Below are 26,369 nucleotides of genomic sequence, written 5' to 3'. Positions count from 1 at the left end.
GGAGTCCTTCCGACGAGGGCGGTCGGCCTGGAGGTCGGAACCGAGGAGGAGGAGGAGGAAGCGCATACTCCGATCGGATGGCACACCTCTGTCCGACGGACCGCCCTTACGCCGCCCGTCGGATCGCCGCGAACGTCCTCGACCACGCGTGGGAGCTGCAGGACCGGGCGGAGCGCTCGCCGGCGACGGGTCTTCCGGCGGCACGGCGGCGGTGCGACCGACGTCCGCCGAGCGGGAAGACCCGTCCCCGGTCGAGGAGACCTGCCGGCTACAGCTCCCGCTCGGCCGAGGCCGCCTTGGCCACGACCGTGTCCCGTTCGGCCTGGGTGAACGCGCCCGCGGTGGCGAAGGCGTTGGCGAGGGCGGTGACCGAGGCGACGAACCGCCCGTGGTTGGCGAAGGGCGCCTGGTCCCAGAGCAGGTCCAGGAAGGTCGGGCCGTCGACGCCGGGCGAGACGACGCCCTGGACGGGGACGTCGTAGCGCGGGAGGCCGTCGTTGCGCTTGCGGTTGGGCACGCCGGTGTCGACGGAGCCGAAGACGACCGTCGGTTCGACCCGCCGGAAGTACGAGGACGCCGGCTGGTTGTCGCTGATGTGGTACGGCCGCAGCGTGAAGCCGCCCGCGGTGAACGTCGGGTCACCGGACGCCGTGACCGCGCCGGGCGTGATCGCGGCACGGCCGTAGTCGCCGTCCCGCTTGAGGTGGCGGTACAGCGACAGCTCCCGGAACGCCCCGTCGCCCGGGTCGCCCATGATCTGCAACAGCAGCGGGCCCCAGAACACCGCCTGGGTGTCGGGTCGGTCGTGGGCCCGCTCGATCCGCAGCCCGAACGGCATCCGGACCCCCACCACGTCGCCGCGGCTCCAGTCCCGGCTCAGCGTCACGTAGGTGCCGGGCCGCGCGTCGACGTCCTGCGCCCGGCCGTTGACGGTGACGGTGAAGCCGAACCGCGCCCACGCGGGCACCCGCAGCTTGAGGTCCAGCCTGCCGTCGCCGTCGACGACGAGCTCCGTGCGGTCCTGGCGCGGGAAGGAGGTCCGCTGCGTGACGGTGAAACCCCTCTCGGGCCAGGTGAGCGTGGCGGGGACGTAGAGGTTGACCCACAGCGCGCTGCCGTCGGCCGTGCGGAAGAAGACCGTCTCCTGGTACTTCGTGTGGTTCTCCAGGCCCGTGCCGCCGCAGCACGTCCCCGTGTTGCCGTAACCGCGCACGGTGCCCGACGCCACCGGCTGGAAGTAGGTCACCTGCGGGTCGCCGGTGGCCGTCGTGTCGGCCCGCGACCCGGTGATCATGTTGAACAGGCCGCGCTCGTAGTAGTCCAGGTACGCCGGGTCCTGCTCGTGCAGGAACAGGTTGCGGGCCAGCTTGAGCAGGTTGTAGGTCGTGCAGGTCTCCGCGCCGCTCGTGGCGATGGCGTTGGCGACGTTGCCGCGGTTCTGGAACAGTTCGAGGTTGTTGTTGGAGCCGGGGTAGTTGCCGCCCACGCCGCCGTGCGCGAACATGCGGCCCGGGACGACCATGCCGAAGAAGTTCTTCGCCGCGGTGAAGTACTCCCGGCCGCCGCCCCGCTCGTAGACGCTGAGGTAGCCGACGAACTGCGGCACGTGGGTGTTGGCGTGCAACCGCTCGGGACGACGGCGGCCGGGGCGGTTCTGCGGGGTGACCACGAGGATGTCCCGGTTCTCGACGGCGGCGCCGAACAGCGACTCCCGGTTGTCGAAGCACTTGGCGGTCTCCAGGTGCTTCGGGTCGCCGGTCAGGTGGCCGATCTCCGGGAAGACCTCGTTCGCGCCGCCGAACTCGCCGCCGATGTAGAGGTCCCACATGCGGTTGAGGTCGTCGCGGGTCAGCGGCCCCTCGTAGGCGGGGTGGTTCTTGTCCCCGACGGTGAGCGCGAGGTGGGCCCAGTCCGCCATCTTCGTCACGACGTCAAGGGCCTGGGCGTTGTCGGTGTGGTAGTACGCGTCGAGCAGACCGCGCATGATCTTGTGCTGGGTGTACCAGGGCGCCCACGTGTTCGTCTGGGCGTTGCCGCCGTAGACCGCCCAGCGCGGCGGACCCAGGCGCAGCACCGCGTCCTCGGGGATCGCGCCGAGGTAGCCGGGGAACGTCGGGACCCAGTCCGCGGGCCCGGCGGAGGAGGCCGCCACGACGCCCGCGTCCCGGTTGTTCGGCGAGGCGTCCTCCAGCGTGGTGCCGTCGGCCTCGTCGAACCGGTACCACGCGATGCTCCCGCCGCCGGTGGTCCCGGCCGGCGAGTCCAGCAGGGACCGCACCTCGGCCCCGGTCAGCGCCCGGTCGAAGACGTGGAACTCGTCGACCGCCGCGTCCAGGTGCGGGTCGCCGTACTGCGACCGCCCGATCCACCGGTTCCCGGGGTTGCCCAGGTGGGACGGGTTCAGCGTCATGCTCGTGTTCACGCCCGCCGGTCGGCCGTCGACGTAGAGGGTGCCGGTCGAGCCCGCCAGCGTCACCGCGACGTGCACCCACTGACCGGTGGGCAGGGCCGAGGCGCCGTCGATCCGCTGCTCCTGGCCCGAGCCGCCGGTGGTGATCGCGAAGCGCGGCACGTTCCCGGCCACGCCCGCGCGCGGGGTGAGGAACATGTTCACCGCCGTGCTCTGGCCGAAGTCGAACAGCCTGCTCCAGCTGCCGGTGGACGCGAGGTTGACCCAGGCGGCGATGGTGAAGTCGGTCAGCTGGTTGATCGCCTCCTGCGGCAACGTGCAGTACTGCGCCTTGCTCGTCCCGTTGAGCTTCAGCGCGCTGCCGAACCGCCCCGGCACCCGGCCGATCGCCGGCGGGGGCTGGTCACCGCCACCGGGCGCGGAGTCCAGGCGAGCGGTGATCGCCGCCTGGCACGCGGCCAGTTCCGCCACCACCCAGTCCACCTTGGACTTGTAGACCGCCTCCCCGCCGTCGGCGTACGCCTGGGCGAGGGCGCTCAGGTAGTGCCCCGCCCAGTGGCCGCTGAGCAGTCCACCGTCCTCCCAGCCACCCGGCACCGCGACGCCGGGAGGGTTCGGCCTGCCCGCCTGGTTGTTGAACAGCACGAGGAAGCGCCGCTCGTCGTAGGCGCGCAGGAACGCCTTGACGCGGTCGCGCTTCTCCTGGAGCAGACCGGCGCCCAGCCGCACGTCGCGCAGCGGGAACGGCCGCACCGGGGCCGTCCCGCCCGGACCGGCCTGCGGCGCACCGGCCGGCACGGCACCGCCCGGCACGGCGGCGGCCGCGGGGTCGAGGGCGAACAGCCCCGCGCCCGCGACGGTGGCGGTGCCGAGCGCGGAGGTCCGGAGGAACAGACGTCGGGTGAACTGGCCCTTGCGAGGTTCGGCCACTGGAGATGGTCCCTTCCCGAGAAGTGCTTCCTGTCGTGCCGTCGACCGCGTCGCGGATCGACGGCGCAGCGTCTACGAGGCCCGAGCGGACTGCGAGCGCGTGCGTCCCACCGGCCAGGGCGAAGGGCGGGTCACCGGGCGGCCCACGCCTCGACGCCCGCCGCGTCGATCGGCAGCGCACCCGACAGGACCTCGTGGCCGGCGGCGGTGACGAGGAGGTCGTCCTCCAGGCGCACGCCGATGCCGCGCAGCTCCGGCGGCGCCGTCTCGTCGTGCGCGTGGAAGTACAGGCCCGGCTCGACGGTCAGCACCATGCCCGGCCGCAGCGGCGCGCCCTGGTACCGCTCGTAGCCCGACGAGCCGCAGTCGTGCACGTCCAGGCCGAGGTGGTGGCCGATGCCGCACACCAGGTAGCGGCGGTGGTGCTGGCCCTCGGGGGCGAGCGCCTCGTCGACGGACACCGGCAGCAGGCCCCAGTCGTGCAGGCCCCGCGCCAGGACCTCCATCGCGGCGAAGTGGAAGTCGCTGAAGGTGTTGCCGGGGCGCACCCGGTCCATGCCCGCGCGGTGCGCGGCCTCCACCAGGTCGTGCACCGACCGCTGGGCCGGGGTGAACGCGCCGCCGACCGGGATGGTGCGGGTGACGTCGGCGGTGTAGAGCGAGCGGGCCTCCACGCCCATGTCCAGCAACAGCGTCTCACCCGGTAGGACGGGGCCGTCACAGCTCACCCAGTGCAGGATCGGGGCGTGCTCGCCCGAGCCGACGATCGTGCGGTAGCCGGGACCGTTGCCGAACGTGCGGGCGTGCCGGTCGAACGTGCCCTGCAACCACCGCTCGCCCAAGCCCCGCGACACCGCTCGGGGCACCTCGTCGGCGACGGCGGCGAACCCGGCGACGGTCTGGTCGACCGCCTCGCGCAGCTGCCCGACCTCCCACTCGTCCTTGACCATCCGCAGGTCGGAGAGCACAGCGCGCAGCCCCTCCGGGTCGTCGGCCTCCCGACCGTCGTAGTCGGCCGCGGGCCGCACCGGCAGGTCCAGCGCGGTCGACCAGGCGGCGATCCCGGCGGACGGGCCGACCCACAGCTCGCCGTGGGCGGCGCCGGCGTGGAAGTCGCGCTCCCCCGGACGGGCGGGTGGGGGCAGGTGGAGCACCGCGTCGTGGCCGCCGGTGCGCGGGGTCATCACCAGCACGCCGCCCTCGACCTGGCAGGAGGTGGCCCACACGAAGTCGCTGTCGGCGCGGAACGCGTGGTCCGCGTCGCCGTTGCGGCGCGGGGCGTGACCGGCGGCCAGGACGATGGTGCGCTGCGGCAGTGCGGCGCTGAGCCGGGCGCGGTGCTCGGCGGCGGCACGTGCGGCGGCGGCGTCGACCGGGGCCGGGACCTCGCGGTCGGCCCAGCCCTGGCCGATGCCGGCCAGGAAGCCGGGGCTCTCGTCGGCCAGGCGAGGTGGTCTGGTCCCGGTGTGCGGTGGCACGGTCGCCTCGGTCATCGCCTCTCCCCTCCGCGGTCGCGGACCATCTCCCGCAGCCTGCGCAGCACGCGACCGTCGCCGATGCCGTCGTGCTCGTACTCGTTGGTCACCCACGCCCGCGCGTTGCCGAGCCTGCCGAGGGTGTCGTGCTGCAGTCCCGCGTCGACGAACAGGTCGTCGTGGTAGACGACCGCGGCGAGCGGCACGTCGTTGGCCGCCAGCCGCTCCGGGTCGTAGAGCCGGCTCCAGACCTCGACGTCCGCCAGCTCCTCCATCGCGGGCGCGAACGGCCGCAGGGCCCGGATCTCCCGGAACATCCACGGGAACGTCATCTCGGCGGTGAGCAGCAGCGGCCGGCGGTCCTCGGCGAACTCCGGCCGCCGGTCCCGCTCGCGCTGCGCCGACCAGCGGAACGGGCCGTTCGCGCCGTCGCCGTAGATCGACTCCTGGAGCACCCAGAACAGCGGGTTGCCCGCGTAGGACGTCTTGACCCCCACCGCCTCCAGGAACTGGTCGGTGAGCCGGCCGTCGCGGCGCAGCGCCTCGGACACCAGCCAGTGCAGCCGCTGGTGGCCGGTGGTGAAGCCGAGGTCGCCGCCGAGGAGCTGGAAGCGGCGCACGGACAGCGGCGAGCCGTCCGGCAGCTCCACGTCGCCCTCCGCGAGCCGGTCGGCGATCGCGGCGACGGCGGCGACGTCCTGCGGGTAGCGGCGGTAGAAGTCGGCGGTCTTGGCCTCGGCGCGGGTGAACGTGCGCCGGTAGACCTCGTCGGGGTCCGGTGGCATGCCGGGGATGCCGCCGCACACGTAGCACGCGGCGAGCGCTTGCGGTGCGTGCGAGAGGTAGGCCAGCGTGATCCAGCCGCCGAAGCTCTGCCCGAGCGTCGCCCACGTCCTCCCGCCGTAGCAGCGGTTCCGGACGTGCTCCAGGTCGCGCACGATCGAGTCGGCGCGGAACCGCAGCAGGTGCCCGGCGGCGGCGCGCGCGTCCGGGAAGCCCGCGACGACCGTGCCGTCGACGGGGCTGCTGCGGCCGGTGCCGCGCTGGTCGACCAGCACCACGCGGTAGTGCCGCAGCGCCTCGGCGAGCCAGCCGTCGAGCGCGGCGGGACGCGGGTTGGCCCCGCCCGGACCGCCCTGGAGGTAGGTCAGCAGCGGCAGGTCGTCGCGCCTGCGGTCGGGGTCGGTGAACTCCCGCACGAACAGCTCGACGGTCTCGTCGCCGGGGTCGGACCAGTCCAGGGGCGCGTCGACGGTGAACTCGCGCACCCACGCGCCGGGCAGGGCGTACTCGACCGGGCTCACGCGCGCACCCCGCCGGCGCTCGGCGTCGCGGGGACCCGGGGCACCGCGCCGAACGACTCGTTCGCGAGCCCGCTCATGCGGTGAGCCCGGTGTCGGTCCGGTGGCGCGCGGCGGTATCGGTCCGGTCGCGCGCGGCGGCATCAGTCCGGTCGCGCGCGGCGGCATCAGTCCGGTCGCGCGCGGCGGCATCAGTCCGGTCGCGCGCGGCGGCATCAGTCCGGTCGCGCGCGGCGACATCGGCCAGGTCCCGGCGCTTGGCGGCGTTGCGCAGCCGGGCCCGATCCCACTCGGGCCGGATGCGCGGCACGGCGGCCAGCAGGGCGCGCGTGTACTCGTGCCGCGGGTCGTCGAAGACCGCGTCCCGCTCCCCCGCCTCCACCACCCGGCCTCCCGTCATCACCGCGACGCTCGTGGCGATCTGCCGGACCACCGCCAGGTCGTGGGCGATGAACAGGCACCCGAAGCCCTCCTCGCGCTGCAGGTCGCGCAGCAGGTCGACGATCTGCGCCTGCACCGAGACGTCCAGCGCGGACACGGCCTCGTCGCACACCAGCACGCGGGGGTTCACCGCGAGCGCGCGGGCGATGCCGATGCGCTGCGCCTGCCCGCCGGAGAACTGCGCCGGGTAGCGGCCGACGTGGTCCGGCGCCAGCCCGACCCGTTCCATGAGCCCTTGGGCGAACGCCTTGGCCCCGCCGGGGATCGGCCGCTTCTGGTAGCGCAGCGGGGCCGTGACGATCCGCTCCACGGTGTGCCGGGGGTTGAGGGAGGAGAACGGGTCCTGGAACACCACCTGGACCTGGCGGCGCACCTCCAGCAGCTCCCGGCCGGTCGCGGCGGTGATGTCGCGGCCGGCCAGGCGCACCGTGCCGGAGGTGACGTCGACCAGCCGGGTGGCCAGCCGCGCGGTGGTGGACTTGCCGGAGCCGGACTCGCCGACCAGGGCCAGCGTCCGGCCCGCGTGCAGGTCGAAGGACACGTCGTCGACGGCGCGGAACGTGCGCGCGGGGCGCAGCAGGCCCGCGGTTCCCGCGACCGGGAACTCCTTGACCAGGTTTCGGGCGCTCAGCAGCGGTTCCGGGCTCATGTCCCTCCTCCGGTGGTGGCCTGGGCCGACGTGCGCGGGGCGTCGGTGCGACCGTCGATGCGGGGCACGGCGTCCAGCAGCGCCCGCGTGTACGGGTGCCGCGGGTCGGAGAAGACCTGCTCGGCCGTCCCGGTCTCGACCACCTGGCCCCCGCGCATGACGACCAGTTCGTCGGCGACCTCGCTGACCACCGCGAGGTCGTGCGTGACGAGGACGAGCGCGGCCCCGGTGTCCCGGCGGACCTCGGTCAGCAGGTCGAGGATCTGCGCCTGCACGGTGACGTCCAGCGCGGTGGTCGGTTCGTCCGCGATGATCAGCTCCGGTTCGGCGCTGAGCGCCATCGCGATCATCACGCGCTGGCGCATGCCCCCGGAGAACTGGTGCGGGTAGTCGTCCACGCGCCTGCCCGCCTCGCGGATGTGCACCCGCTCCATCGCCTCGACGGCGGCGGCACGGGCCGCGCGGCGGGAGACACCGGGCCGGTGCGCCCGGTAGGCCTCGGCGATCTGCGCGCCCACCGTGTAGTAGGGGTTCAAGGAGGACAGCGGATCCTGGAACACCATCGCGATCCGGTTGCCCCGCACGGCACGCATCCCCCGCTCGGACAGCTCCGTGAGCTCCTGGCCGCCGAACGAGATGGAGCCGGACCGGCTCGCCTCCGGCGGCAGCAGGCCCATGACCGCCAGGCTCGCCATCGACTTGCCCGAACCGGACTCGCCGACGACGCCCAGCGCCCCGCCGGTCGGCACGGAGAAGTCGATCGCGTCGACCGCCGGGACACCGTCGAACGACACGGTCAGCCCGCGGACCGTCAGCAGCTCGCTCATGTCGCGGCACCCACCCTGACCCGGGGGTCGATCACCGGGTACAGCAGGTCGACCACCACGTTGCCGACCACGACGAAGAACGCGGCCAGCAACGTGACGGCCATGATGACCGGCTGGTCGTTCTTGGTGATGGAGTCCGCCGCGAGCTTGCCGACGCCGTTGATCCCGAACACGGTCTCGGTGATCAGGGCGCCGCCGAGCAGTCCCGCGAAGTCCATGCCCGCGATGGTGACCACCGGGGTCAGCGCGGGGCGCAGCGCGTGCCGCCGCCAGACCAGCGCGGGCGGCAGGCCCTTGGCGCGCGCGGTGCGCACGTAGTTCTCGCGCAGCGTGTCCAGGACGTTCGCGCGGGTGAGCCGGGTGTAGGAGGAGGCGTAGCCGATCGCCAGGACCGTCCAGGGCAGGACGAAGTTGAGGAACCACTGGACGGGGTCGTCGGCGAAGGGCACGGCCTGCGGGAACGGCAGCCACCGCAACCAGATCACGAAGACGTACTGCAGCGCGAGCGCGAGCACGTAGTTCGGGATCGACATGCCGCCCAGGGTGAGCCCGGTGATGAACCGGTCCGCGAACCGGCCCTCCCGCACGGCGCTGACCAGACCGCCGGCCACGCCCATGAGCAGCCACAGCACGGCCGCGCCGATCGCGACGACGGCGGTGACCGGCAGCCGCTGCACGACCATGTCGGTGACGAGCTGCGAGGTCTGGAACGAGTAGCCGAGGCACGGCGCGTGGCACTCGACCAGGGACGGGCCGCTGCCGTAGGTCCGGCCCGCGACCAGCCCGCCGAGGAACGCCGCGAACTGGGTGAGGAACGGCGCGTCCAGCCCCAGGTTGGCCCGGAGCTGGTCGATGCGCTCGGGCGTGCAGTTCTTGCCGCAGATCTGCACCGCCGGGTCGGGCGAGAGCGCGAAGAACACCAGGTAGGTGAGCAGGCACACCAGGAACAGCACCACGAGCATGCCGAACACCCGGTTCACCACGTAGCGGGTCACCGGTGGCCTCCGGGGTCGAGCGCCGCACGCACCCGGTCGCCCAGGACCATGAAGGACAGCACCAGCAGGGCCAGGAACGTGCCGGGCACGAGGAAGTACGTGGGCACGACCGAGTACCAGCCCACCGAGCCGGCGATCATCTGGCCCCACGACGGCGTGGGCGGGACGACGCCCACGCCCAGGAACGACAGGCCGGCCTCGGTGCCGATGTAGCCGGGCACCGCCAACGTCACCATGACCAGCGACGTCGAGCGCAGGTTCGGCAGGATCTCGGTGAACACGATGGTGGCGCGCGAGGCGCCGGAAGCGCGGGCGGCCTCGACGAACTCGCGCTCCTTGAGGGAGAGCGTCTGCGCTCGCACGATCCGCGCCAGGTAGGGCCAGCCGAACACCGCGATCACGACCACCACCAGGGCCTGCCGGTCGTCGGCGGGCAGCGCGGACAGCACCGCGATCATGAAGATGAGGGCCGGGAACGCCATCAGGAACTCCATGAGCCGCGAGACCGCCATGTCGACGCGGCCGCCGAAGTAGCCGGCGAGCAGGCCGAGCAGCACGCCCAGCACGGTGGTGAGGGTGGTGGCGGCGAGCGCGATGAGCATGGACGTGCGCGCGCCGTACACGATCCGGGCGAAGACGTCCCGGCCGGTGCCTGGCTCGACGCCGAGCCAGTGCGACGAGGAGATGCCGCCCCAGGGGCCGAGCGGCACGCCGCCGAGGTCGGGGTCGATGGCGGTCTGGTCGAACGTGTAGGGGTCCCAGCCGCCGACCTTCACGATCAGCGGCGCGAACGCGGCCATCAGCAGCACCAGGGCGATGTAGCCGAGGCAGGCCACCGTCGACGGTTGGCGCAGGAGCGCGCGGGTGACGCCCGGGCGCGGGTCCGGCGTGGTGCCGACGGTGCCCTGCTCGGCCGCCGCCTGCGCTTGGAGGGCGGGAGGCGTGATGGTCATCCTCAGCTCTTCCCCGCGTCCTTCAGGCCGAGGATGGCGTAGTCGATGTCGCCGCCGGGCGCGTGGAAGCCGGTGACGTTGGAGCCCGGCAGGAAGATGCGGTTCTCGACGTTCAGCGGCACGATCGGCGCCAGCTCCATGATCTTCCGGTCCAGCTCGCCCCACGCGGTGTCGGCCTCGGCCAGGTCGGTCTCGGCGATGCCCGCGTCGATGGCCGCGTTGACGGCGGGGTCGTTGAGCTGGGCGAGGTTCTGGTTGCCCTTCGCGGTGATCTTGCGCCCGTCGAACAGCGGCGGCAGGAAGGTCGAGGCGCTGGAGGCCCAGTCGGGGCACCAGCCGGTGATCGCCGCGTCGTGCTGGGCCGCCGGGGTGGCGATGGTCTCGTAGTAGGTCGACACGTCGATCACGTTCAGCCCGACCTCGATGCCCACCCGCCCCAGGGACTGCTGGACGGCCTCGGCCTGGCGCTGGGCGACGGCGTTCGAGCGCACGTCCAGGGTCAGGGTGAAGCCGTCCGCGTGGCCCGCCTCGGCCAGCAACCGCTTGGCCTCGTCGACGTCGCCCGCGTGGTCCTTGCTCGGGTACAGGTCGTAGTCGGTGTGGCCGGAGACCGAGGTCGGCAGGATCGTGGTGGAGATGGTGGCGAACTGGTTGCCGCCGGTGGCGTTGAGCACCGCGCTCTTGTCCACCGCGTAGTTGATCGCCTGGCGCACCCGCACGTCGCCCAGCGGGCCCTTGGTGGTGTTCAGCCCGAGGTAGGTGAGGCAGGTCGAGGGCGCCTTGACGGTGCGCTGCTTGAGCTGCGGTGTCTGGATCCGGGCGATGGTCGCGGTCTGCACCTGGCCCGCGACGGCGTTGACGTCGGCGCCCTGACCGGCGATGAGGCGCTCGTCGATGGTCGCGCCGTCGACGCCGATGGTGAAGTTCCAGGCGTCCGGGTAGGCCTTGCGGACGCTGTCGGTGGCCGCGTCCCAGTTCGGGTTGCGGGTCAGCTCGATGCGGCTGCCGGGCGTGAACGACTTCACGTCGTACGGGCCCGAGGCGACCACGTCGTTGATGAACGAGTCACCGCCGCCGGAGCCGACCGGGAACGGGGTGCCGCTCGGCATGGACAGCACCGCGTCGAACTCGGGGAACGGCGCCTTGAGGTGGAAGACGATCGTCCGCTCGTCGGGGGTCTCGATGGTGTCGAGGTCGCCGGAGCGGTACGGGCCCTGGTAGTCGGGCGGCGCGGCGACGAACTGCTTGAGGTAGGGCGCGCCGATGCCGATCTCGGGGTCCCAGCCGCGCGTGATGCCGAACTTGACCTCGCGCGAGGTGATCGGCGCGCCGGTGTCGAACTTGAGGCCCTGCTTGAGCTTGTAGGTCCAGGTCAGGCCGTCCGCGGACGGGGTGCCGAGGCTCTCGGCGAGGTCGGGGACCATCTCGTTGGGGTTCTCGGCGTCGCCGGCCGCCTTGGTGACCAGCTGGCGGTAGACCAGCCGGTAGAAGGCGTTGACGCCGCCGTCCCACCCCCTCGACGGGTCGAGGTAGGAGAAGTCGCTCGACTGCAGGACGCCGACCGTCCCGCCCTTGGCGGGGGTGCCGCCCGTGCCACCGCCGGTGGTGGCGGCCTGGTCCGTTCCCGAGCACGCCGACAGGGCGAGCGCGCCGGCCGTGAACCCGGCGATCGCCAGGGTGGTGGTTCTCCTCACGGGGTCCTACCTTCCGTCGGGTGCGGCTCGGTAGGCCGTCGCCCTGGATGGCGGACGGCCTGGTCGAACCGGCGACTGAGAGAGGCGTTGAGGTCGGGCGCACCGGGGAAGAGTCGGCGCGCGGGGGCCGTCGAAGCACAGCGTCGGCCGGTCACGCGGGACGAAGGAGCAGTGACCGCTATCACCGATAGGGCGACAGTAGTATGTCACACCTCGCACTTGAAGACGCCGACGCGATATTTTTCCGGCCGGGGTGGTCCACCCCGGGAACGATCACGCGGCAATGGCCCGCAACGGCCCCGGAACGCGCGCCGACGGTTCCCGGGCAGCACGACGAGCCCGCCGTGCACCGGGCGGGCTCGTCGGTCGTTCTCGGTCTCAGTCCTCGGAGTTGCCGCTCCACCAGCCGAGCACGTGGCCGATGTGGTCGGTCAGCAGCGCTTCCGCGCCCCGCCCGTCCCTGGCCTCCAGGAGGTCGACCAGGCTGTGGTGCTCGGCCGCGGACCTGGCCAGCTCGGTGGTGCCGACCATGCCGGCCAGCCCGACCATGCGGGTCTGCTGGCGCAGGTCCTTCACGATCGCGATGAGCCTGCGGTTGCCGTGCAGCTCCAGCAGCCGCAGGTGGAAGTCCAGGTCGGCGGCCAGGTAGGCGGCCAGGTCGGCCGCCGCGGCGGCGTCCACGATGGCCTGGGCCTTGACCCGCAGCTCGGCCACGGTCGAGGGCTGCATCGTCCTGGCGATCTCGCGCATCGGCGGGCCCTCCAGCTGCTGGCGCAGCCGCACGATCTCCCAGAGGTCCTGCTCGCTGACGTCGGTGATGCGGAAGCCCTTGTTGCGCACCACGTCGACGAACCCGCGCTTCTGCAGGTTGAGCATCGCCTCCCGGACCGGGGTCGCGGACACGCCGAAGCGGGCGGCCAGCGTCGGCGCCGTGACCAGCGTGCCCGGCGCCAGCTCGCCCGAGACGATGGCGGCGGCGACCGCGTCCTCCACCGTGCCGCGCAGGCTCGCGCCCACGGCCAACGGGTTGATGGTCGACGGACTCACCTCTGCGGCCTCCCGCTGTCGTGGGGTACGCCCCCGCACTGCAATGTCACACAGCGCTGACCTTACCCGTATGAGAGCTGCCGAGTATCCCACCCCCATGCCCGTGAGTTCGCTATTCGGTACTTCGCGCCCTTCGCGCCGTGGCGCACCTTTCAGAACTCGAAACCAGCCGGGTACGGGTCGGTCGGGTCGAGCAGGTACTGCCCGACCCCGGTGATCCAGGCGCGCCCGGTGACGGTCGGCAGCACCGCGGGCCGCCCGCCGACGGTCGTCTCCCCCACCAGGCGGCCGGTGAACCGGCTGCCGATGAAGGACTCGTTGACGAAGTCCCGCTCCAGCGGCAGCTCGCCGCGCGCGTGCAGCTCGGCCATCCGCGCGGACGTGCCCGTCCCGCACGGCGAGCGGTCGAACCACCCGGGGTGGATGGCCATGGCGTGCCGCGAGAACCGCGCGTCCGAGCCGGGCGCGATGAACTCCACGTGGTGGCAGTGGTCCACGCCGTCGATCTCCGGGTGCTCCGGCGGCGCGGAGGTGTTGACCGCGTCCATGATCGCCAGCCCGGCGGCGAGGATCTCGCCCTTGCGGGCGCGGTCGAACGGCAGCCCGACCTCGTCGAGGTCGACCATCGCGTAGAAGTTGCCGCCGAACGCGAGGCTGTAGCGGATCGCGCCCAACCCCGGCACGTCCACGACCTCGTCGAGCCGGTCGCAGTAGGACGGGACGTTGCGCAGGGTCACGCCGTCGGCGTGCCCGTCGCGGACGGCGACCTCGGCCACCACCAGCCCCGCCGGGGTGTCCAGCCGGATCGTGGTCACCGGCTCGGTCACCTCGACCATGCCGGTCTCCACCAGGACCGTGGCGACGCCGATGGTGCCGTGCCCGCACATCGGCAGGCAGCCGGACACCTCGATGTAGAGCACGCCGAAGTCCGCGTCGGGCCGCGTGGGCGGTTGCAGGATCGCACCGCTCATCGCCGAGTGGCCGCGCGGCTCGTTGACCAGCAGCCGTCGCACGTGGTCGAGGTGCTCGACGAAGTGCAGCCGCCGTTCGTTCATGGTGTCGCCCGGGACGACCCCGACGCCGCCGGTCACCACGCGGGTCGGCATGCCCTCGGTGTGCGAGTCGACCGCGGAGAACATCCGGGAGGCGCGCACCTCAGGCCACCCCCGCCACCCGCAGGGCCTCGATGCCGGCCACCGCCCGGCCCAGGTCCGCGCGCACCCTCGTCGCCTGCTCGGCCGTGAGGGGGCCGCGCGGCGGGCGGCACGGTCCGCCGTAGCGGCCGACCTCGTCCATGCCGAGCTTGATGGCCTGCACGAACTCGGTGCGCGAGTCCCAGCGGAACAGCGCGACGAGGTGCTTGTACAGCTCCCTGGCCTCGGTGAGGCGGCCGGCGAGCAGGTGCTCGTAGAGGACGACCGACTCGGCGGGCAGGGCGTTGGGGAAGCCCGCGAACCAGCCGACGGCGCCGTCGGCCATCAGCTCGAAGAGCACGTCGTCGGCGCCCACGACCACGTCGATGTCGCACAGCTCGGCGATCGCGAAGAGCCGGCGCACGTCGCCGCTGAACTCCTTGATGGCGCGGACGTTGGGCAGCTCGGCGATCTCCGCGACCAGGTCGGGCACGAGGTCGACCCTGGTGTCGATCGGGTTGTTGTAGATCATGATCGGCAGGCCGACCTCGTCGATCCTGGTGTAGTGCTCGATCACCTGCTCGCGGCCGGCCCGGTACATGGTGGGCGGCAGGGCGAGCACGCCGTGCGCACCGTCCTCGGCGGCCAGCTCCGCCCAGTGCTTGGCCTGGTGCCAGCCGGGGCCGTGCACGCCCGCGACGACGACGCCCCGGTCGCCGACCGCGTCCACGGCGACCCGGACGACCGCGCGGCGCTCGGCGTCGGTCAGCGCGGAGTACTCACCGAGCGAGCCGTTGGGACCGATGCCGTGGCAGCCGTTGGCCATCAGCCAGTCGCAGTGCTCGGCGTAGCGGTCGTAGTCGACCGCCAGACCGGAGGGCGCGGAGGGGTCCTCCTTGAACGGCAGGGCGGTGGCGACGATGACCCCGCGCAGGGAAGCCGGTCCGGAACTCATGGGACGTCCTCTCGGTTGCTGGTGCGGCTGTGGTCGGCGAGCTCACCGAGGCGCAGCGGTACGGCGACGGGGCGGTTGGCGGTGCGGCCGGGGTCGAGCACGCCGGTGAGCAGGTCCTCGACCGCCGCGCCGCAGGTGCGCCCCTGGCACAGCCCGAGACCCGCGCGGGTGGTGAGCTTGAGCGAGCGCAGCCCTCTGGAGCGGGTCGACTCGGCGGCCCGGCGCAGGGCTCCGGCGGTGACGTCCTCGCAGCGGCAGACCACGGTGGCGTCGTCCACCCAGGACCGCCAGCCCGGCCCGATGGCGTGGGCGGCGTCGACCCTGGTGGCGAACTCGCGGAAGACCGCGCGGCGGCGCAGGGCGGCGGGCGCGGGTTCTCCCCCGGCGGCGACCGCCCCGGCCACCAGGCCCTCGGCCAGGGACAGCTCGACGCCGCCGATGCCGGTCAGCTCGCCCGCGGTGAGGACGCCGGGCACGGACGTGCGCTGCCGGTCGTCGACCTCGACGGCGCCGTCCGCGCCGACCGCGCAGCCGGCCGCGGTGGCGAGTTCCGCGCGCGGGACGAAGCCGTGGCCGACGCAGACGGCATCGACCTCGACGCGCCGCCCGGTGCCGGGCACCGGCGACCAGTCGGGGCCCAGCCGGGCGATGGTGACGGCCTCGACCCGGTCGGCGCCGTGGGCCGCGACGACGCCCGCGCCCAGCCGGTAGGGGATGCGGTGGGCGGCGAGGACCCGCAGGTAGCCGGCCAGCTCGACGGCCTTGCCGCCGGCGCCCGCCAGTCGCCAGGGCCTGGCGCCCCAGCCCTTCGCGAGCCGGGCGGGACCGGAGGCCTCGACCACGCCGACGACCCGCGCGCCCACGCGGGTCAGGCCGGCCACGACGGGCAGCAGGAACGGGCCGGAACCCGCGACGAGGACCCGACGGCCGACGGCCACCCGCTCGCCCTTGGCCAGCGCCTGCGCGGCGCCCGCCGTGACGACGCCGGGCAGGTCCCAGCCCGGGAACGGCAGCGTGCGCTCGTGCGCGCCGGTGGCGAGGACGAGCGCTCCGGGGTCGAACGTGCGCGGCGCTCGGGCCTGCCCGTCGACCTCACCGACGAGGACGTGCACGAGCGGGGGCCGGTCGTCGCGGCGGTCGACGGACCACACGTGGGCGTTCGTGACGACCTCGCAGCCGGGGTCGCGCCGCAGGGCGGCGCGCAGGTCGAGGAAGCGGTGCCAACCGTGGTGCCACGTCCCCTCGTCGGGGTCGGCGCGCCGAGCGGGCAGGTGCCGCCAGTACTGGCCGCCGAGGTCGTCGCCCGCTTCGAGGAGGACGACCCGCTTCGCGCCGTTGCGGCGGGCGGCGAGCGCGGCGGCCATCCCGGCGGGTCCGCCGCCGACCACGACGACGTCAGGCACGGTCGTCCTCCTGCAGCTCGACGCGGTCGCCCTCGGCGGCGCGGCGTTGGCAGGCCCGCACGTCGCGCAGGCCGTTGACGGTGACGACGCAGTCGAAGCACGTGCCGATGCCGCAGAACACGCCGCGCGGGCGGCCCGCGCGGGTGCGGCGCCAGGACGTGCGGCCGGTGGCGAGCAGCAGCGCGGCGATGCTCTGCCCCGCCAGGCCCTCGACCGGGGCGCCGTCGACCTCGATGCGGATCTGCGTCATCAGGCGGCCCTTTCGAGGTGCGGGCGCAGGGCCGGGCGGTCCAGGCGGAACTCGGCGGCCAGGGGGTCGGCGCCGTGCAGGACCTGGTCGCGGAGGACCTCGGCGGTGGCCAGGCTCAGGCCGATGCCCGCGCCTTCGTGACCGGTGGCGTGCCAGAGGCCGGGCAGCCGGTGGTCGGGGCCGATCACGGGCAGGTGGTCGGGGACGAACGGGCGGAAGCCGCCGTAGGCGCGCATGACCTGGACGTCGGCGAGGAAGGGGAACAGCAGCAGCGCCTTGGCAGCGAGCGCGGCGAGCACCCCGGACTCGATCCGCTCGTCGAACCCGCGCCGCTCGCGGGAGGAGCCGATGAGGACGGTGCCCGCCGCCGTCGACTCGACCACGCTGGAGACCTGGAGGTCGGCCGCGCCGGAGCCGACCGCGCCCACGTAGTCGGCGTCGTAGACCTTGTGCCACACGCGTTGCGGCATGCGGGAGGTCACCAGCACGGTGCCGCGGCGGGGCGCGACCGGCAGCACGACCCCGAGCCGCTCGGCGACCGCGCCCGACCACGGACCGGCGGCGAGGACCACCGCGTCGGCGGTCAGCACGCCGTCCGTGGTGTCGACCCCGACGAGCCTGCCCCGGTCGAGCACCGGCCCGGTGACCTCGACGCCCTGGAGCACCCGGGCGCCGTGGCGGCGGGCGGCGGCGAGCAGCGCCTCGGTGGCGACGACGGGCTGCACCTGCATGTCGTCGGGGTAGAACACGGCGGCGGTGCGGTTCGGGGTGAGGTCGGGTTCGAGGTCGCGGACGCGGTCGTCGTCGAGCGCCTCGGCCCGGACCCCGACGGCGCGCTGGGCGTCGGCGAACTCCCGCAGCGCCACCGCGCCCGCCTCGGTGGTGGCGACGACGAGGCCGCCCTTGCGCTCCAGCTCCAGGCCGGGGAACCCGGGTGGCAGCTCGTCGCGCAACTCGTCCTCGATGCTGAGCCAGGACGCCAGCGAGCGCTGCGCGAGCCGGAGCTCGGGACCGGGTTCCTTGTCGGAGACGAGCAGGTTCCCCTCACCGCCGGCGGACGTCCCGCCCGCACTGGCACCGCGGTCGACCACGGTGACCGCGCAGTCCTCGCGGGCCAGTGCCCGGGCGATCGCCGAGCCGATGATGCCCGCACCCACCACGACTACTCGGAGAGGAGTGGACACGCCGGTACCATGTCACATGGTGCAGCGAGTTGGAAAGGGCCGCAGGTTTCGGGCCCGGGATCACGTGACCTCCCCGCGGTGACATTGCACCCCGGGATTCGGCGCACGGGCGCGGGCAGGTGCTCCGGACGGGACAGCGGTACCCGGTGCGGATGAGCCGGTCGGCCCGGACGAGAGCCCGCCCGGGCCGACCGACGACGGATCACACCCCCGGCGGCAGCGGGAGGGATCGCCCCGGTCGGAGGATCACCCCGCACCGAACTGGAGGCTCCAGGCGTCGATCAGGCCGCCGCTGTTGCCCGTCACCACGTCCCTCACCCGCAACGCCCACCCCCCGTCGGCGGGCTCGGCCGAGGCGTCCACCCAGTACGTCTGCCGCACGTCGTCGCCGGTGTCGCCGTCCGGGACGTCCTCCAACGGGTAGGCGGTGCCGTCCGGGGCGACCAGGTGCAGCACGAGGTCGCCGCGGTTGGGGTGCTTGACGCTCACCACGACGCGCAGGTCCGCCGGCGCGGCGCCGGTCCGACCGTCGACCGCGATCACGCTCGTGGCCGGTGAGCCGTTGTCGGCGATCGCGACGTCGCGGGGGTTGTGGTACTTGGTCGGCGCGGGGAACGTGAGGCTCCACGAGTCGATCACCCCGACGTCGCCCAGCGCGGTGTCGGCCACGCGCAGCCGCCACGTGCCGTTGGCCGGTTCTGCGGAGGCGTTGACGCCGTAGTCCTCGACCACGTCGTCCGCGTCGCCGGTGCCGGTGAGGTCTTCGAGCGGGTACACCGTGCCGTCGGGAGCCACCAGGTCCAGCTTCAGGTCGCCCTGCTGGGCGTGCCGGACCACCACCCCGACCCGCAGCCCCGGCGGCACCGCGCCGGTGATGCCCGCGATCGACACCGTCGACTCCGCCGTGCCGTTGTCCGGCACCGGCACGTCGGCGGTGTTCTCGAACCGCGTGCCCGGCGCCACGGCCGTCAGGCCGGCCAGGTGCAGGCTCCAGCCGTCGATCGTGCCCGCGTTGCCCGACACCCCGTCGAGCACGCGCAGCCGCCAGGAGCCGTTGGCGGTCTCGGCCGAGCCGTTGACCACGTAGTTCTTGAACACGTTGTCGCCGGTGTCGGCGTTGACGAAGTCCTCGAGCAGGTAGGCGGTGCCGTCCGGGGCGACCAGGTGCAGCACGAGGTCGCCGCGGTTGGGGTGCTTGACGTCGACCGAGACGCGCAGGTTCGCCGGTGCGGTGCCGGTGACGCCGGCGACCTGCACGGCGCTCTCCGCCGTGGTCCAGCCGTCGTCGGGCAGCGCCACGTCCGCGCCGTTGGCGAACTTCGTCTGCGGACCCGGCGCGGTCGGCACCTGGTTCACCGGGGACCACAGGCTCCACCCGGTGACGTCCACCGTGCCGCTGGAACTGTTGCGCTGCACCGACAACTTCCACACCCCGTTGGCCACCTCCGCCGAAGCGTCCACCGTGAACGTCCGCGCCAACACCGCACCCCGATCGTGCACCGTGTACGACGTACCATCCGGCGCGACCAACGCGATCTTCAACTCACTCACCCAGTAGTACGACGTGTCCAACGACAACCGCAGGTCGGACGGGGCGTTGCCCGGTGTCCCCGCCACCCGGACCGAAGCGGTCCCGGTCGCGCCCGTGGTGGTGCCGTCGACCTTGAACGCCGCACCGGACACCTTGGGCCACGCGACGGCCGGCACGGGCGTGCCGGCGGGTGCGGCGGCCAGGCTCCAGGAGTCGAGGTGGCCGGTGTCGCCCCACACGCCGTCGCGGACCCGCAGCTTCCACGTGCCGTTGGCGGCTTCGCCGGAGGCGTTGACCGTGTAGGTCTTGACCAGCGCTTCCGCGTCGCCCGTGCCGGTGAAGTCCTCCAACGCGTAGGCCGTGCCGTCCGGGGCGACCAGGTGCAACGCCAGGTCGCCCCGGTAGGTGTGGCTCAGCGCCACCGCGACCTGCCAGTCCTTCGGCGCCATCCCGGTCAGCCCGGTGACGGTGATCGGCGACTCGACGGTGGCGTAGTCGGCGATCGGGGTGTCGGCGCCGTTCTCGACGCGCCAGTCCGCGGGCAGCACGACCTGGGGGCTGGGCAACACCTGGAGGCTCCAGCCGTCGACGGTCCCGGTGTTGCCGGTCCTGGTGTCGGTGACGAGGAGTTCCCACGAGCCGTTGGCGATCTGCGCGACGCCCGGCACGGTGTAGGTGGTGAACACGTCGTCGCCGGTGTCGCCGTCGGGCACGTCCTCCAGCAGGTAGGTCGCCGCCGCGCCGGGTGCGCGCAGCTGGAGCTTCAGGTCGCCGCGGTTGGGGTGCTTGACGTCCACGGTCACGCGCACGTCGTTGGCTGCGGCGCCGGTGATGCCGAAGACCTCGGCGTAACTGCTCGTCGACGACCAGCCGTCGTCGACGAGGGCCCTGTCGTCGCCGTTGGCGAACTTCGTCCTCGGTCCGGGCGCGGTGGCCTGCTGGTTGACCGGGGACCACAGGCTCCACCCGGTGACGTCCACCGTGCCGCTGGAACTGTTGCGCTGCACCGACAACTTCCACACCCCGTTGGCCACCTCCGCCGAAGCGTCCACCGTGAACGTCCGCGCCAACACCGCACCCCGATCGTGCACCGTGTACGACGTGCCATCCGGCGCGACCAACGCGATCTTCAACTCACTCACCCAGTAGTACGACGTGTCCAACGACAACCGCAGGTCGAGCGGGGCGTTGCCCGGTATCCCGGTGACCCGTTTGGACCCCGTGGCGATCACGCCGGAGGTAGTGCCGTCGACCTTGAACGCCGTCCCGCGCTGTTCCGGCCACGCCACGGCCGGCGCCAGCGCGAGACCCCACGAGTCGATCGACCCCGCCTCGCCGGTCACCGCGTCCTGCACGCGCAGCTTCCACGTGCCGGCGAACGCGACGGCCGACGCGTCGAGCCGGAACGCCTTGGGCAGCACGGGTTTGCGGTCGTGCAGCGGGAACGTCGTGGTCCCGTCCGGCGCTACCAGCGTGACGACCAGCTGCTCGGGCTTGGGGTGCGTGACGGTCGCGCGGACGTGCACGCCGTTAAGCACGGCGCCGGTCACCCCGGTCACGGTCAGCGGGCTTTCCGCGGTCTGGAGGTCGGCCACGGGCACCCGCACGTCGGTGTTCGCGCCGCCGAACGAGGGCGGTGACAGGCCCCAGGAGTCGATGAAACCGGTGTCGCCCCACACCGCGTCGCGGACCTTGAGCTTCCACACCCCGTTCGCGATCTCGCCGTAGGCGTTGACGTGGTAGGTCTTGGCGTGGTCGTCGGCGTCCTCGGTGGTGGTGAGGTCTTCCAGCAGGTACCCGGTGCCGTCCGGCGCTTCCAGGTACAGCGCCAGGTCGCCGCGGTGGGTGTGCCTGATCGCGACGTCGACCCGCCACACCGCGGGCGCCATCCCGGTCAGCCCGGTGACGGTGACCGGCGACTCGCTCCAGCCGTCGTCGACGATCGGCACGTCCGCGGTGTTCTCCGCCTTCCACCCGGCGGGCAGCGTCGACTGCGCGCTGGGCAGCACCTGCACGCTCCACTCGTTGAGGTGGGCGACCCAGTCGTTGCGGTTGTCGGTGATCCGCAGGGTCCAGTGCCCGTTGGGCAGCTGGGCGGAACCCGCCACGGTGTAGGTCTTGAGCACGTTGTCGCCGGTGTCGTCGTCGGCGAAGTCCTCCAGCAGGTAGGTCGCCGCGCCGTCCGGCGCGAGGAGCTCCAGCTTCAGGTCGCCCCGGTTGGGGTGCCGGACGTCGACCGCGACGCGCACGTCGTTGGCCGCCGTGCCGGGCAGGCCGCAGGCGTGGGCGGCACTGGTCGTCTGCCAGTTCTCGATCGGCGTGTCGGTGGCGTTGGCGAACTTCGTGTTCGGCGCGGAGGTCGAGGCCCGGAGGTTGATCGGCGACCACAGCTGCCACGCGGTGACGGTGGGCGCACCCGTGGCGCTGGTGTGCTTGAACCGCAGTTTCCACACGCCGTTCGCGGGCGCGCTCATCACGTTCACCACGAAGTGGCTCTTGAGGCCGTACGGGTCGACGTACGGGCCGCACGGGTTGGCGGGCACGGGCGGCGAGGGTGCCGCCGGGTCGTGCAGCACGTGCTCCTTGCCGTCCGGCGAGATCAGGCTGAGCTTGGTGTCCGAGGCCGAGGAGTAGGTCTTGTCGATCGTGACGTTGAGGTTGGTCGGCGCGTTGCCGGGGATGTCGGACACGGTCACCGAGCGCTCGGTCGTGGTGTTGTTGCCGACCGCGAACCCGGTGCCGTTGATCCGCCGCCACGGCGCGGAGTAGGCGGGGTCGTCGCTCACGGGCGCGCGCAAGCCCCAGCTGGTGATCGAGCCGGTGTCACCGAGGGTCTTGTCCTCGACGCGCAGCTTCCACGCGCCGTTGACGATCTCACCGGAGGCGTTGAGCGGGTAGGTCTTGTCGAAGTCGTCCACGTCGCCGGCGCCGGTGAGGTCTTCGAGCAGGTACTCGGTGCCGTCCGGGGAGATCAGGCGCAGCACCAGGTCGCCCAGGTAGGTGTGCTTGAGCTTGACCGTCACCTCCAGCGTGCTCACCACGTCCGGCGTCAGGCCGAGGACCGTGACGGCGCTCTCCGCGGTCGCCAGGTCCGCGACGGCCGTGGGCGAGTTGTTGTACGCGACCGGCACGCCGAGGCCGGTGAGCCCGAACACCTGGGTCGGCGTGGCGGCCGTGTCGCTCACCTCCACGTCGTCGACGGTGCCCGACAGGTGGTCGACGGAGCCGGCCACGCCCTGCGCCCGGCCGACCACCAGGCCCCGGTCGGAGCGGAAGCCGCCGACGTAGGGCGCGGTGCGCTGGAGCCTGCCGTTGACGAAGATCTGGAGCTGGTCGAGGGCGGCGTGGTGGACACCGGCGACGTGCGTCCACTCCCCCAGCCTGAGCTCGGTCGTGGCCCGGACCGCGCCGTCGGGCGTCGTTCCGCCCGCCGCGGTGTCGCCCGCGACCGTGAACGACCAGGCCTTGGCGTCCTTGTCGTAGTGCAGGCGGAAGCCGCTGCCGTGGGCGCCGTCCTGGCTGATCACGGTCTGGTGGCGGTCGAGGGCGTCCAGCTTCACCCAGGCGGACGCGGTGAAGCTCGCGTCCGTGCTGATCACGGGCCCGGCCGTGTAGGCGTGCCCGGCCGTGCCGTCGAAGCGCAGGCCGCTGCCGCCCGCACGCCGGCCGGAGGTCCAGGACGCGCCCGGCCACAGCGCGAGGGCGTGGCCGTTGCCGGTCGCGTCGGCCGTGCTGTCGTCGAGGGCCCACTTGCCGCCCTGCTTGATCACCGCGGGCGCTTGCGCGAGGGTCAGGACGGCACCCGCGGTCAGGACGCCGGGCACGACCCGCACGTCGTCGACCTGCCCGGGCCAGAAGTCGGTCTGCCAGCCGTCGTTCTTCGCGCGGCCCACCTGCAGCGCGCCACCGGCGTACCAGGTGCTGCGGTGCGGCTTGGACGCCGCCTGCCTGCCGTTGACGTACAGCGTGAGGGCGCCGGCGGCGTGGTCGTAGACCCCGGTCAGGTGCGTCCACACCCCGAGCTGCGGCGCGGCCGGTGCGATCACGTAGCCGTCGCCCCCGCCGCCGTCCGCGTCGACGGCGCTCATGCCGAAGCTCCAGCCGCGCGGGTACTGCGAGTAGCCCAGGACGAAACCGCTGTCGCGGACGCCGTCCTGGCTGACCGCCCACGCCCAGTCCGCCGGATCGTCGAGCTTGACCCACGCCGAGGCGGTGAAGCTGTCGAACGTGCCCTCGGGCGAGCGCGCGGCGATCGGACCGCCCGCGTAGGCGTGCCCGTCGCGGCCGTCGAAGCGCAGCGAGGACTTGCCGGTCCGGTCCGGCGCCCACGACGCGCCGCCCTGCAACGCCAGCACGTGGCCGCTGTCGCGGTCCGCGGCGGTCGGGCCGGAACCCTCGTCCAGGGCCCACTTCGCGGTCGGGCCCAGTGCCTGGCCCGCCATCCGCTGCCGCACCTCGAACGCCGACGCGGCCCACGGCAGCAGTTGCAGCTCGTCGAGGTCGCCCGGCCAGAAGTCGTTCGCCTCGCCGTCGTAGCGGGCCCGGCCCAGCGCGGTGGGACCGGCGGCGTACCAGGTGCTGCGGAACGCGGTTCGCGCGGCGAGCTGCCCGTTGACGTACAGCGAGATCGTGCCCGCGGCGTGGTCGTAGACCCCCGCGAGGTGCGTCCACACCCCCAGTTGCGGCGCGGCGAGCGACGTGGCGGTCGCGGTGGTCCGCTCGGCGGTGTCCGAGCCCTCCATGTCGAACTGCCACGACCGCGGGTAGTGGTTGTACTTCAGGGCGAACCCGCTGTGCCGGACGCCGTCCTGGCTGATCGCCGCCGCCCAGTCCTGCGCCCGGTCCAGCTTCACCCAGGCCGCGGCGGTGAAGCTGGCGAACGTGCCCTCGGCGGTCCGCGGCGCCACCGGCGCGGCGGTCACGGCGTGCGCCGACGTGCCGTCGAGGCGCACGGCGGCGGCGAGCTTGTCGGCGCGGTCCTTCGTGGACGTGACGGCGCCGGAGATCGTGGCGTCGAACGTCGGCTGCCCGGCCAGCTCCTTGGTGTCGACCAGCTTGCCGCCGGACACCGAGTCCGCCCTCCAGTTCCCGTAGGCGGTGCCAGTCGTGGTGGCGGTGCCGACCATGAACTGGTAGGTGGTGGTCCTGTCGGACCTGTTGCCCGCCCGGTCGACGGCCTTCACCGAGACCACGTAGGACTTGAACGACGACGTGGCCGGGACGTCGGGGGTGAACGGGACGGTGGCGCGGCCGCCCGGCGCGGCCGCGTCGACGGGGGTGTTCGCCACGGCCGAGCTGTACCCGATGCCGTACACGAAGGCGACCACGTCCGGGTCGCCGCCCGCGTCGAACGTCAGCTGTCCCGTGGTGAAGACCGGCGGGCCCGGCGCGGGCTTCGGCGGGAACTGCGCCGACGAGACCGCGGGCGGCGCGGCGGGTTTGACCGTGTCCACGGTGAACCGGCACGACGACTGCCCGTCGCTGCTGTCGATCCTGTCGTCGACCACGGTCCCGAGGGTGTAGGTGGCGCCGTGGCGCAGCGCCTTGTCCAGGGGCACGACGGCCTTGCTCACGCCCGGACCGCTGTAGGGAGCGGCCACGCTCGCGACGTCCGACGGCGTGGCGCCGTCGCCCTCCCACCACCGGTAGACCGCGCGGATCTGCTGGCCTGGCGTGGTGTCCGCGTCGGCGACCGCGGCGGCGAACTCCGGTGTGGTCGTGTTCACCACCACGGGGTCGGCTCCCGTGCAGCGCTTGCCCGCCACGGTCACGTCGGTCGGGCGGTCGGGCACGGTGTTGTAGTCCGCGGTGATGGCCAGCACCGGGGAGTTCTCGTCACCCAGGTCCAGCTCGGGCACGGGGCGGTTGAGGAACTCCTTGGCGGCGTAGGAGGTCGCGTCCTCGCGGGCCTTGAGCGCCAGCGTGGTGGTGGGCCACCGGTTCTCGGCGGCCTCGGCCATCAGGTCCTTGACGTCGAACCCGATCGACTGGTGCTCGCACCCGGCGTCGTAGCCGTGGGCGGTGGCCACCTCGGCGGCCTTGCGGTGGAACGGGGTCGCGTCGCCCCAGGTCGTGGTGGGGCTGATCGCGCCGATGTGCCACAGCTCCACCGGCTGCGGTTGGCAGGACTCGGCCCACCACTCGAAGATCCGGAAGGTCGCCGTCCTGATCCGCTTGCCCGCGAGCCAGGCGGTGTCCATCTCGAAGTACGACCGCCAGCGGGTGTCGTCGCCCCGGACGCGACCGACCCGCGCGAGGTGCGAGGAGTCCCAGTACGCCGCCTTCGCGCCGGTGGTGGCGTTGTGGGACAACAGCATCCAGTGCCGGTTGCGGCCCCAGTCCGGGCCGGCCATCGACAGCGGGTAGGTCGTGGCCGGGTCGGAGAGCAGGGCCGCGTCCGGGCGCAGGGTGACGGCGTCGTCGGTGACGTCCCACCGCGCGGGCGCGGTGGTGTCCCCGGCCGACTTCCAGGCCTGCCCGCCCGTCGCGGGTTCGGGGGTGGTCTCCTCGGCGGCCACCGCCGTGGCGGCGGGCGCGCCCCCGCCGTGCAGGCCGAACCTCAGCGCCGACAACCGCGGGTCGCGCGCGGCCGCCGGGTCGCGCACGACCACCGCTTCGGAGAACCCGGTGGGCGTGGCGGTGAGGACGAGGTCGACACCGGGCAGGAGGTCGCGGTAGGTGGCGGCGGGGCCGTCGAGCACGGGCGGCGGCAGCGGCGCGGCCCAGTCCAGCCCGGTGACGTCCTCGCCCGCGCCGGTCCTGGCCAGCGGCGCCGAGCCGCCGCCGGAGAACGCGACCGGCACCGCCGCGACCTTCGGCCCGACCGTCCCGTCCGGCCGGGTGACCAGCGTGGTGTCGATCGGCGCCCAGCCGGTCGCCGTGCGCGCCCGGACCGGCTGGTCGTAGGTGGTCGCGGTGAAGTGCCCCTCGGGGTTGGCGACGACCTCCACGTTCTCCGTGCCCAGGGCGTCGACCTCGACCGGCTCGCCGGTCGCGCGCGCCTTCGCGGAGGCCGATTCCTCGGCGGAGGCCGCCGCGGCGGCCTCCGCCCGCGGCGCTTCGGGGCGGACCGCACCGGTGACGCAGGTCAGCAGCAGCACGGCCACCGCGACGACCGCGCGCGTGCGAGGTCGGCCGTCGTCGCGCCGTGCCCCGCCGGTCACCTCGGCCGAGCGTGTACGAAGTCGGGGC

General features: G+C 73.3%; 15 protein-coding genes. All 15 read right to left on the bottom strand.

Annotation, left to right across the window (positions count from 1 at the left end; all coding sequences use genetic code 11):
- Positions 1–268 precede the first annotated feature (268 nt).
- Positions 269–3,340: a beta-L-arabinofuranosidase domain-containing protein gene (locus ACZ7GX_RS16320; RefSeq protein ID WP_498777327.1), complete on the bottom strand. Its 3,072-nt coding sequence runs from the start codon at positions 3,338–3,340 to the stop codon at positions 269–271.
- Positions 3,341–3,471: 131 nt separating this feature from the next.
- On the bottom strand, positions 3,472–4,833 hold the full coding sequence (locus ACZ7GX_RS16315; RefSeq protein ID WP_498777325.1) for an aminopeptidase P N-terminal domain-containing protein: 1,362 nt from the start codon (positions 4,831–4,833) through the stop codon (positions 3,472–3,474).
- Positions 4,830–6,119, bottom strand: a complete 1,290-nt coding sequence (locus ACZ7GX_RS16310; protein ID WP_498777323.1) for an alpha/beta fold hydrolase — start codon at positions 6,117–6,119, stop codon at positions 4,830–4,832. The genes ACZ7GX_RS16315 and ACZ7GX_RS16310 overlap by 4 nt, the downstream gene beginning before the upstream one ends.
- Before the next feature lie 73 nt (positions 6,120–6,192).
- Positions 6,193–7,206 carry an ATP-binding cassette domain-containing protein gene (locus ACZ7GX_RS16305; RefSeq protein ID WP_498777321.1) on the bottom strand — a complete coding sequence of 338 codons (1,014 nt, stop codon included), beginning with the start codon at positions 7,204–7,206 and terminating at the stop codon, positions 6,193–6,195.
- Positions 7,203–8,033, bottom strand: coding sequence for an ABC transporter ATP-binding protein (locus ACZ7GX_RS16300; protein WP_498777319.1), 831 nt, complete (start codon positions 8,031–8,033; stop codon positions 7,203–7,205). The genes ACZ7GX_RS16305 and ACZ7GX_RS16300 overlap by 4 nt, the downstream gene beginning before the upstream one ends.
- Complete coding sequence (locus tag ACZ7GX_RS16295; RefSeq protein ID WP_498777317.1) at positions 8,030–9,028, bottom strand: ABC transporter permease; 999 nt, start codon at positions 9,026–9,028, stop codon at positions 8,030–8,032. The genes ACZ7GX_RS16300 and ACZ7GX_RS16295 overlap by 4 nt, the downstream gene beginning before the upstream one ends.
- A complete protein-coding gene (locus ACZ7GX_RS16290; RefSeq protein ID WP_498777315.1) occupies positions 9,025–9,981 on the bottom strand; it encodes an ABC transporter permease in 957 nt (318 codons plus the stop codon). Before ACZ7GX_RS16290 ends, ACZ7GX_RS16295 begins: the two co-directional genes overlap by 4 nt.
- A 2-nt stretch (positions 9,982–9,983) precedes the next feature.
- A complete protein-coding gene (locus ACZ7GX_RS16285; RefSeq protein WP_498777313.1) occupies positions 9,984–11,675 on the bottom strand; it encodes an ABC transporter substrate-binding protein in 1,692 nt (563 codons plus the stop codon).
- 378 nt (positions 11,676–12,053) lie between these two features.
- Positions 12,054–12,722 (bottom strand): GntR family transcriptional regulator, encoded by a 669-nt coding sequence (locus ACZ7GX_RS16280; protein ID WP_230565214.1) that lies wholly within the window; start codon positions 12,720–12,722, stop codon positions 12,054–12,056.
- Between the two features lie 152 nt (positions 12,723–12,874).
- The gene (locus ACZ7GX_RS16275) at positions 12,875–13,876 is read right to left on the bottom strand and encodes a proline racemase family protein (protein WP_498777310.1); all 1,002 of its coding nucleotides are present in this window, start codon (positions 13,874–13,876) and stop codon (positions 12,875–12,877) included.
- Between the two features lies 1 nt (position 13,877).
- Positions 13,878–14,810: a dihydrodipicolinate synthase family protein gene (locus ACZ7GX_RS16270; RefSeq protein ID WP_498777308.1), complete on the bottom strand. Its 933-nt coding sequence runs from the start codon at positions 14,808–14,810 to the stop codon at positions 13,878–13,880.
- A complete protein-coding gene (locus ACZ7GX_RS16265; RefSeq protein WP_498777306.1) occupies positions 14,807–16,213 on the bottom strand; it encodes an FAD/NAD(P)-dependent oxidoreductase in 1,407 nt (468 codons plus the stop codon). Before ACZ7GX_RS16265 ends, ACZ7GX_RS16270 begins: the two co-directional genes overlap by 4 nt.
- Complete coding sequence (locus tag ACZ7GX_RS16260) at positions 16,206–16,463, bottom strand: (2Fe-2S)-binding protein (RefSeq protein WP_498777304.1); 258 nt, start codon at positions 16,461–16,463, stop codon at positions 16,206–16,208. Before ACZ7GX_RS16260 ends, ACZ7GX_RS16265 begins: the two co-directional genes overlap by 8 nt.
- Positions 16,463–17,647 carry an NAD(P)/FAD-dependent oxidoreductase gene (locus ACZ7GX_RS16255; protein WP_498777301.1) on the bottom strand — a complete coding sequence of 395 codons (1,185 nt, stop codon included), beginning with the start codon at positions 17,645–17,647 and terminating at the stop codon, positions 16,463–16,465. The genes ACZ7GX_RS16260 and ACZ7GX_RS16255 overlap by 1 nt, the downstream gene beginning before the upstream one ends.
- A 246-nt stretch (positions 17,648–17,893) precedes the next feature.
- The gene (locus ACZ7GX_RS16250; RefSeq protein WP_498777300.1) at positions 17,894–26,341 is read right to left on the bottom strand and encodes a proprotein convertase P-domain-containing protein; all 8,448 of its coding nucleotides are present in this window, start codon (positions 26,339–26,341) and stop codon (positions 17,894–17,896) included.
- Between the last annotated feature and the right edge of the window lie 28 nt (positions 26,342–26,369).

Source organism: Actinosynnema sp. NPDC037264 (assembly GCF_055603705.1).
The sequence above is the reverse complement of the archived record's forward strand: the minus strand, read 5'-3'. Positions and strand labels throughout refer to the sequence as shown.

Coding starts and splice junctions, on each gene's coding strand:
- ACZ7GX_RS16315 (WP_498777325.1), bottom strand. CDS start 4,833: ATGACCGAGGCGACCGTGCCACCGCACACCGGGACCAGACCACCTCGC.
- ACZ7GX_RS16305 (WP_498777321.1), bottom strand. CDS start 7,206: ATGAGCCCGGAACCGCTGCTGAGCGCCCGAAACCTGGTCAAGGAGTTC.
- ACZ7GX_RS16300 (WP_498777319.1), bottom strand. CDS start 8,033: ATGAGCGAGCTGCTGACGGTCCGCGGGCTGACCGTGTCGTTCGACGGT.
- ACZ7GX_RS16290 (WP_498777315.1), bottom strand. CDS start 9,981: ATGACCATCACGCCTCCCGCCCTCCAAGCGCAGGCGGCGGCCGAGCAG.
- ACZ7GX_RS16270 (WP_498777308.1), bottom strand. CDS start 14,810: ATGAGTTCCGGACCGGCTTCCCTGCGCGGGGTCATCGTCGCCACCGCC.
- ACZ7GX_RS16260 (WP_498777304.1), bottom strand. CDS start 16,463: ATGACGCAGATCCGCATCGAGGTCGACGGCGCCCCGGTCGAGGGCCTG.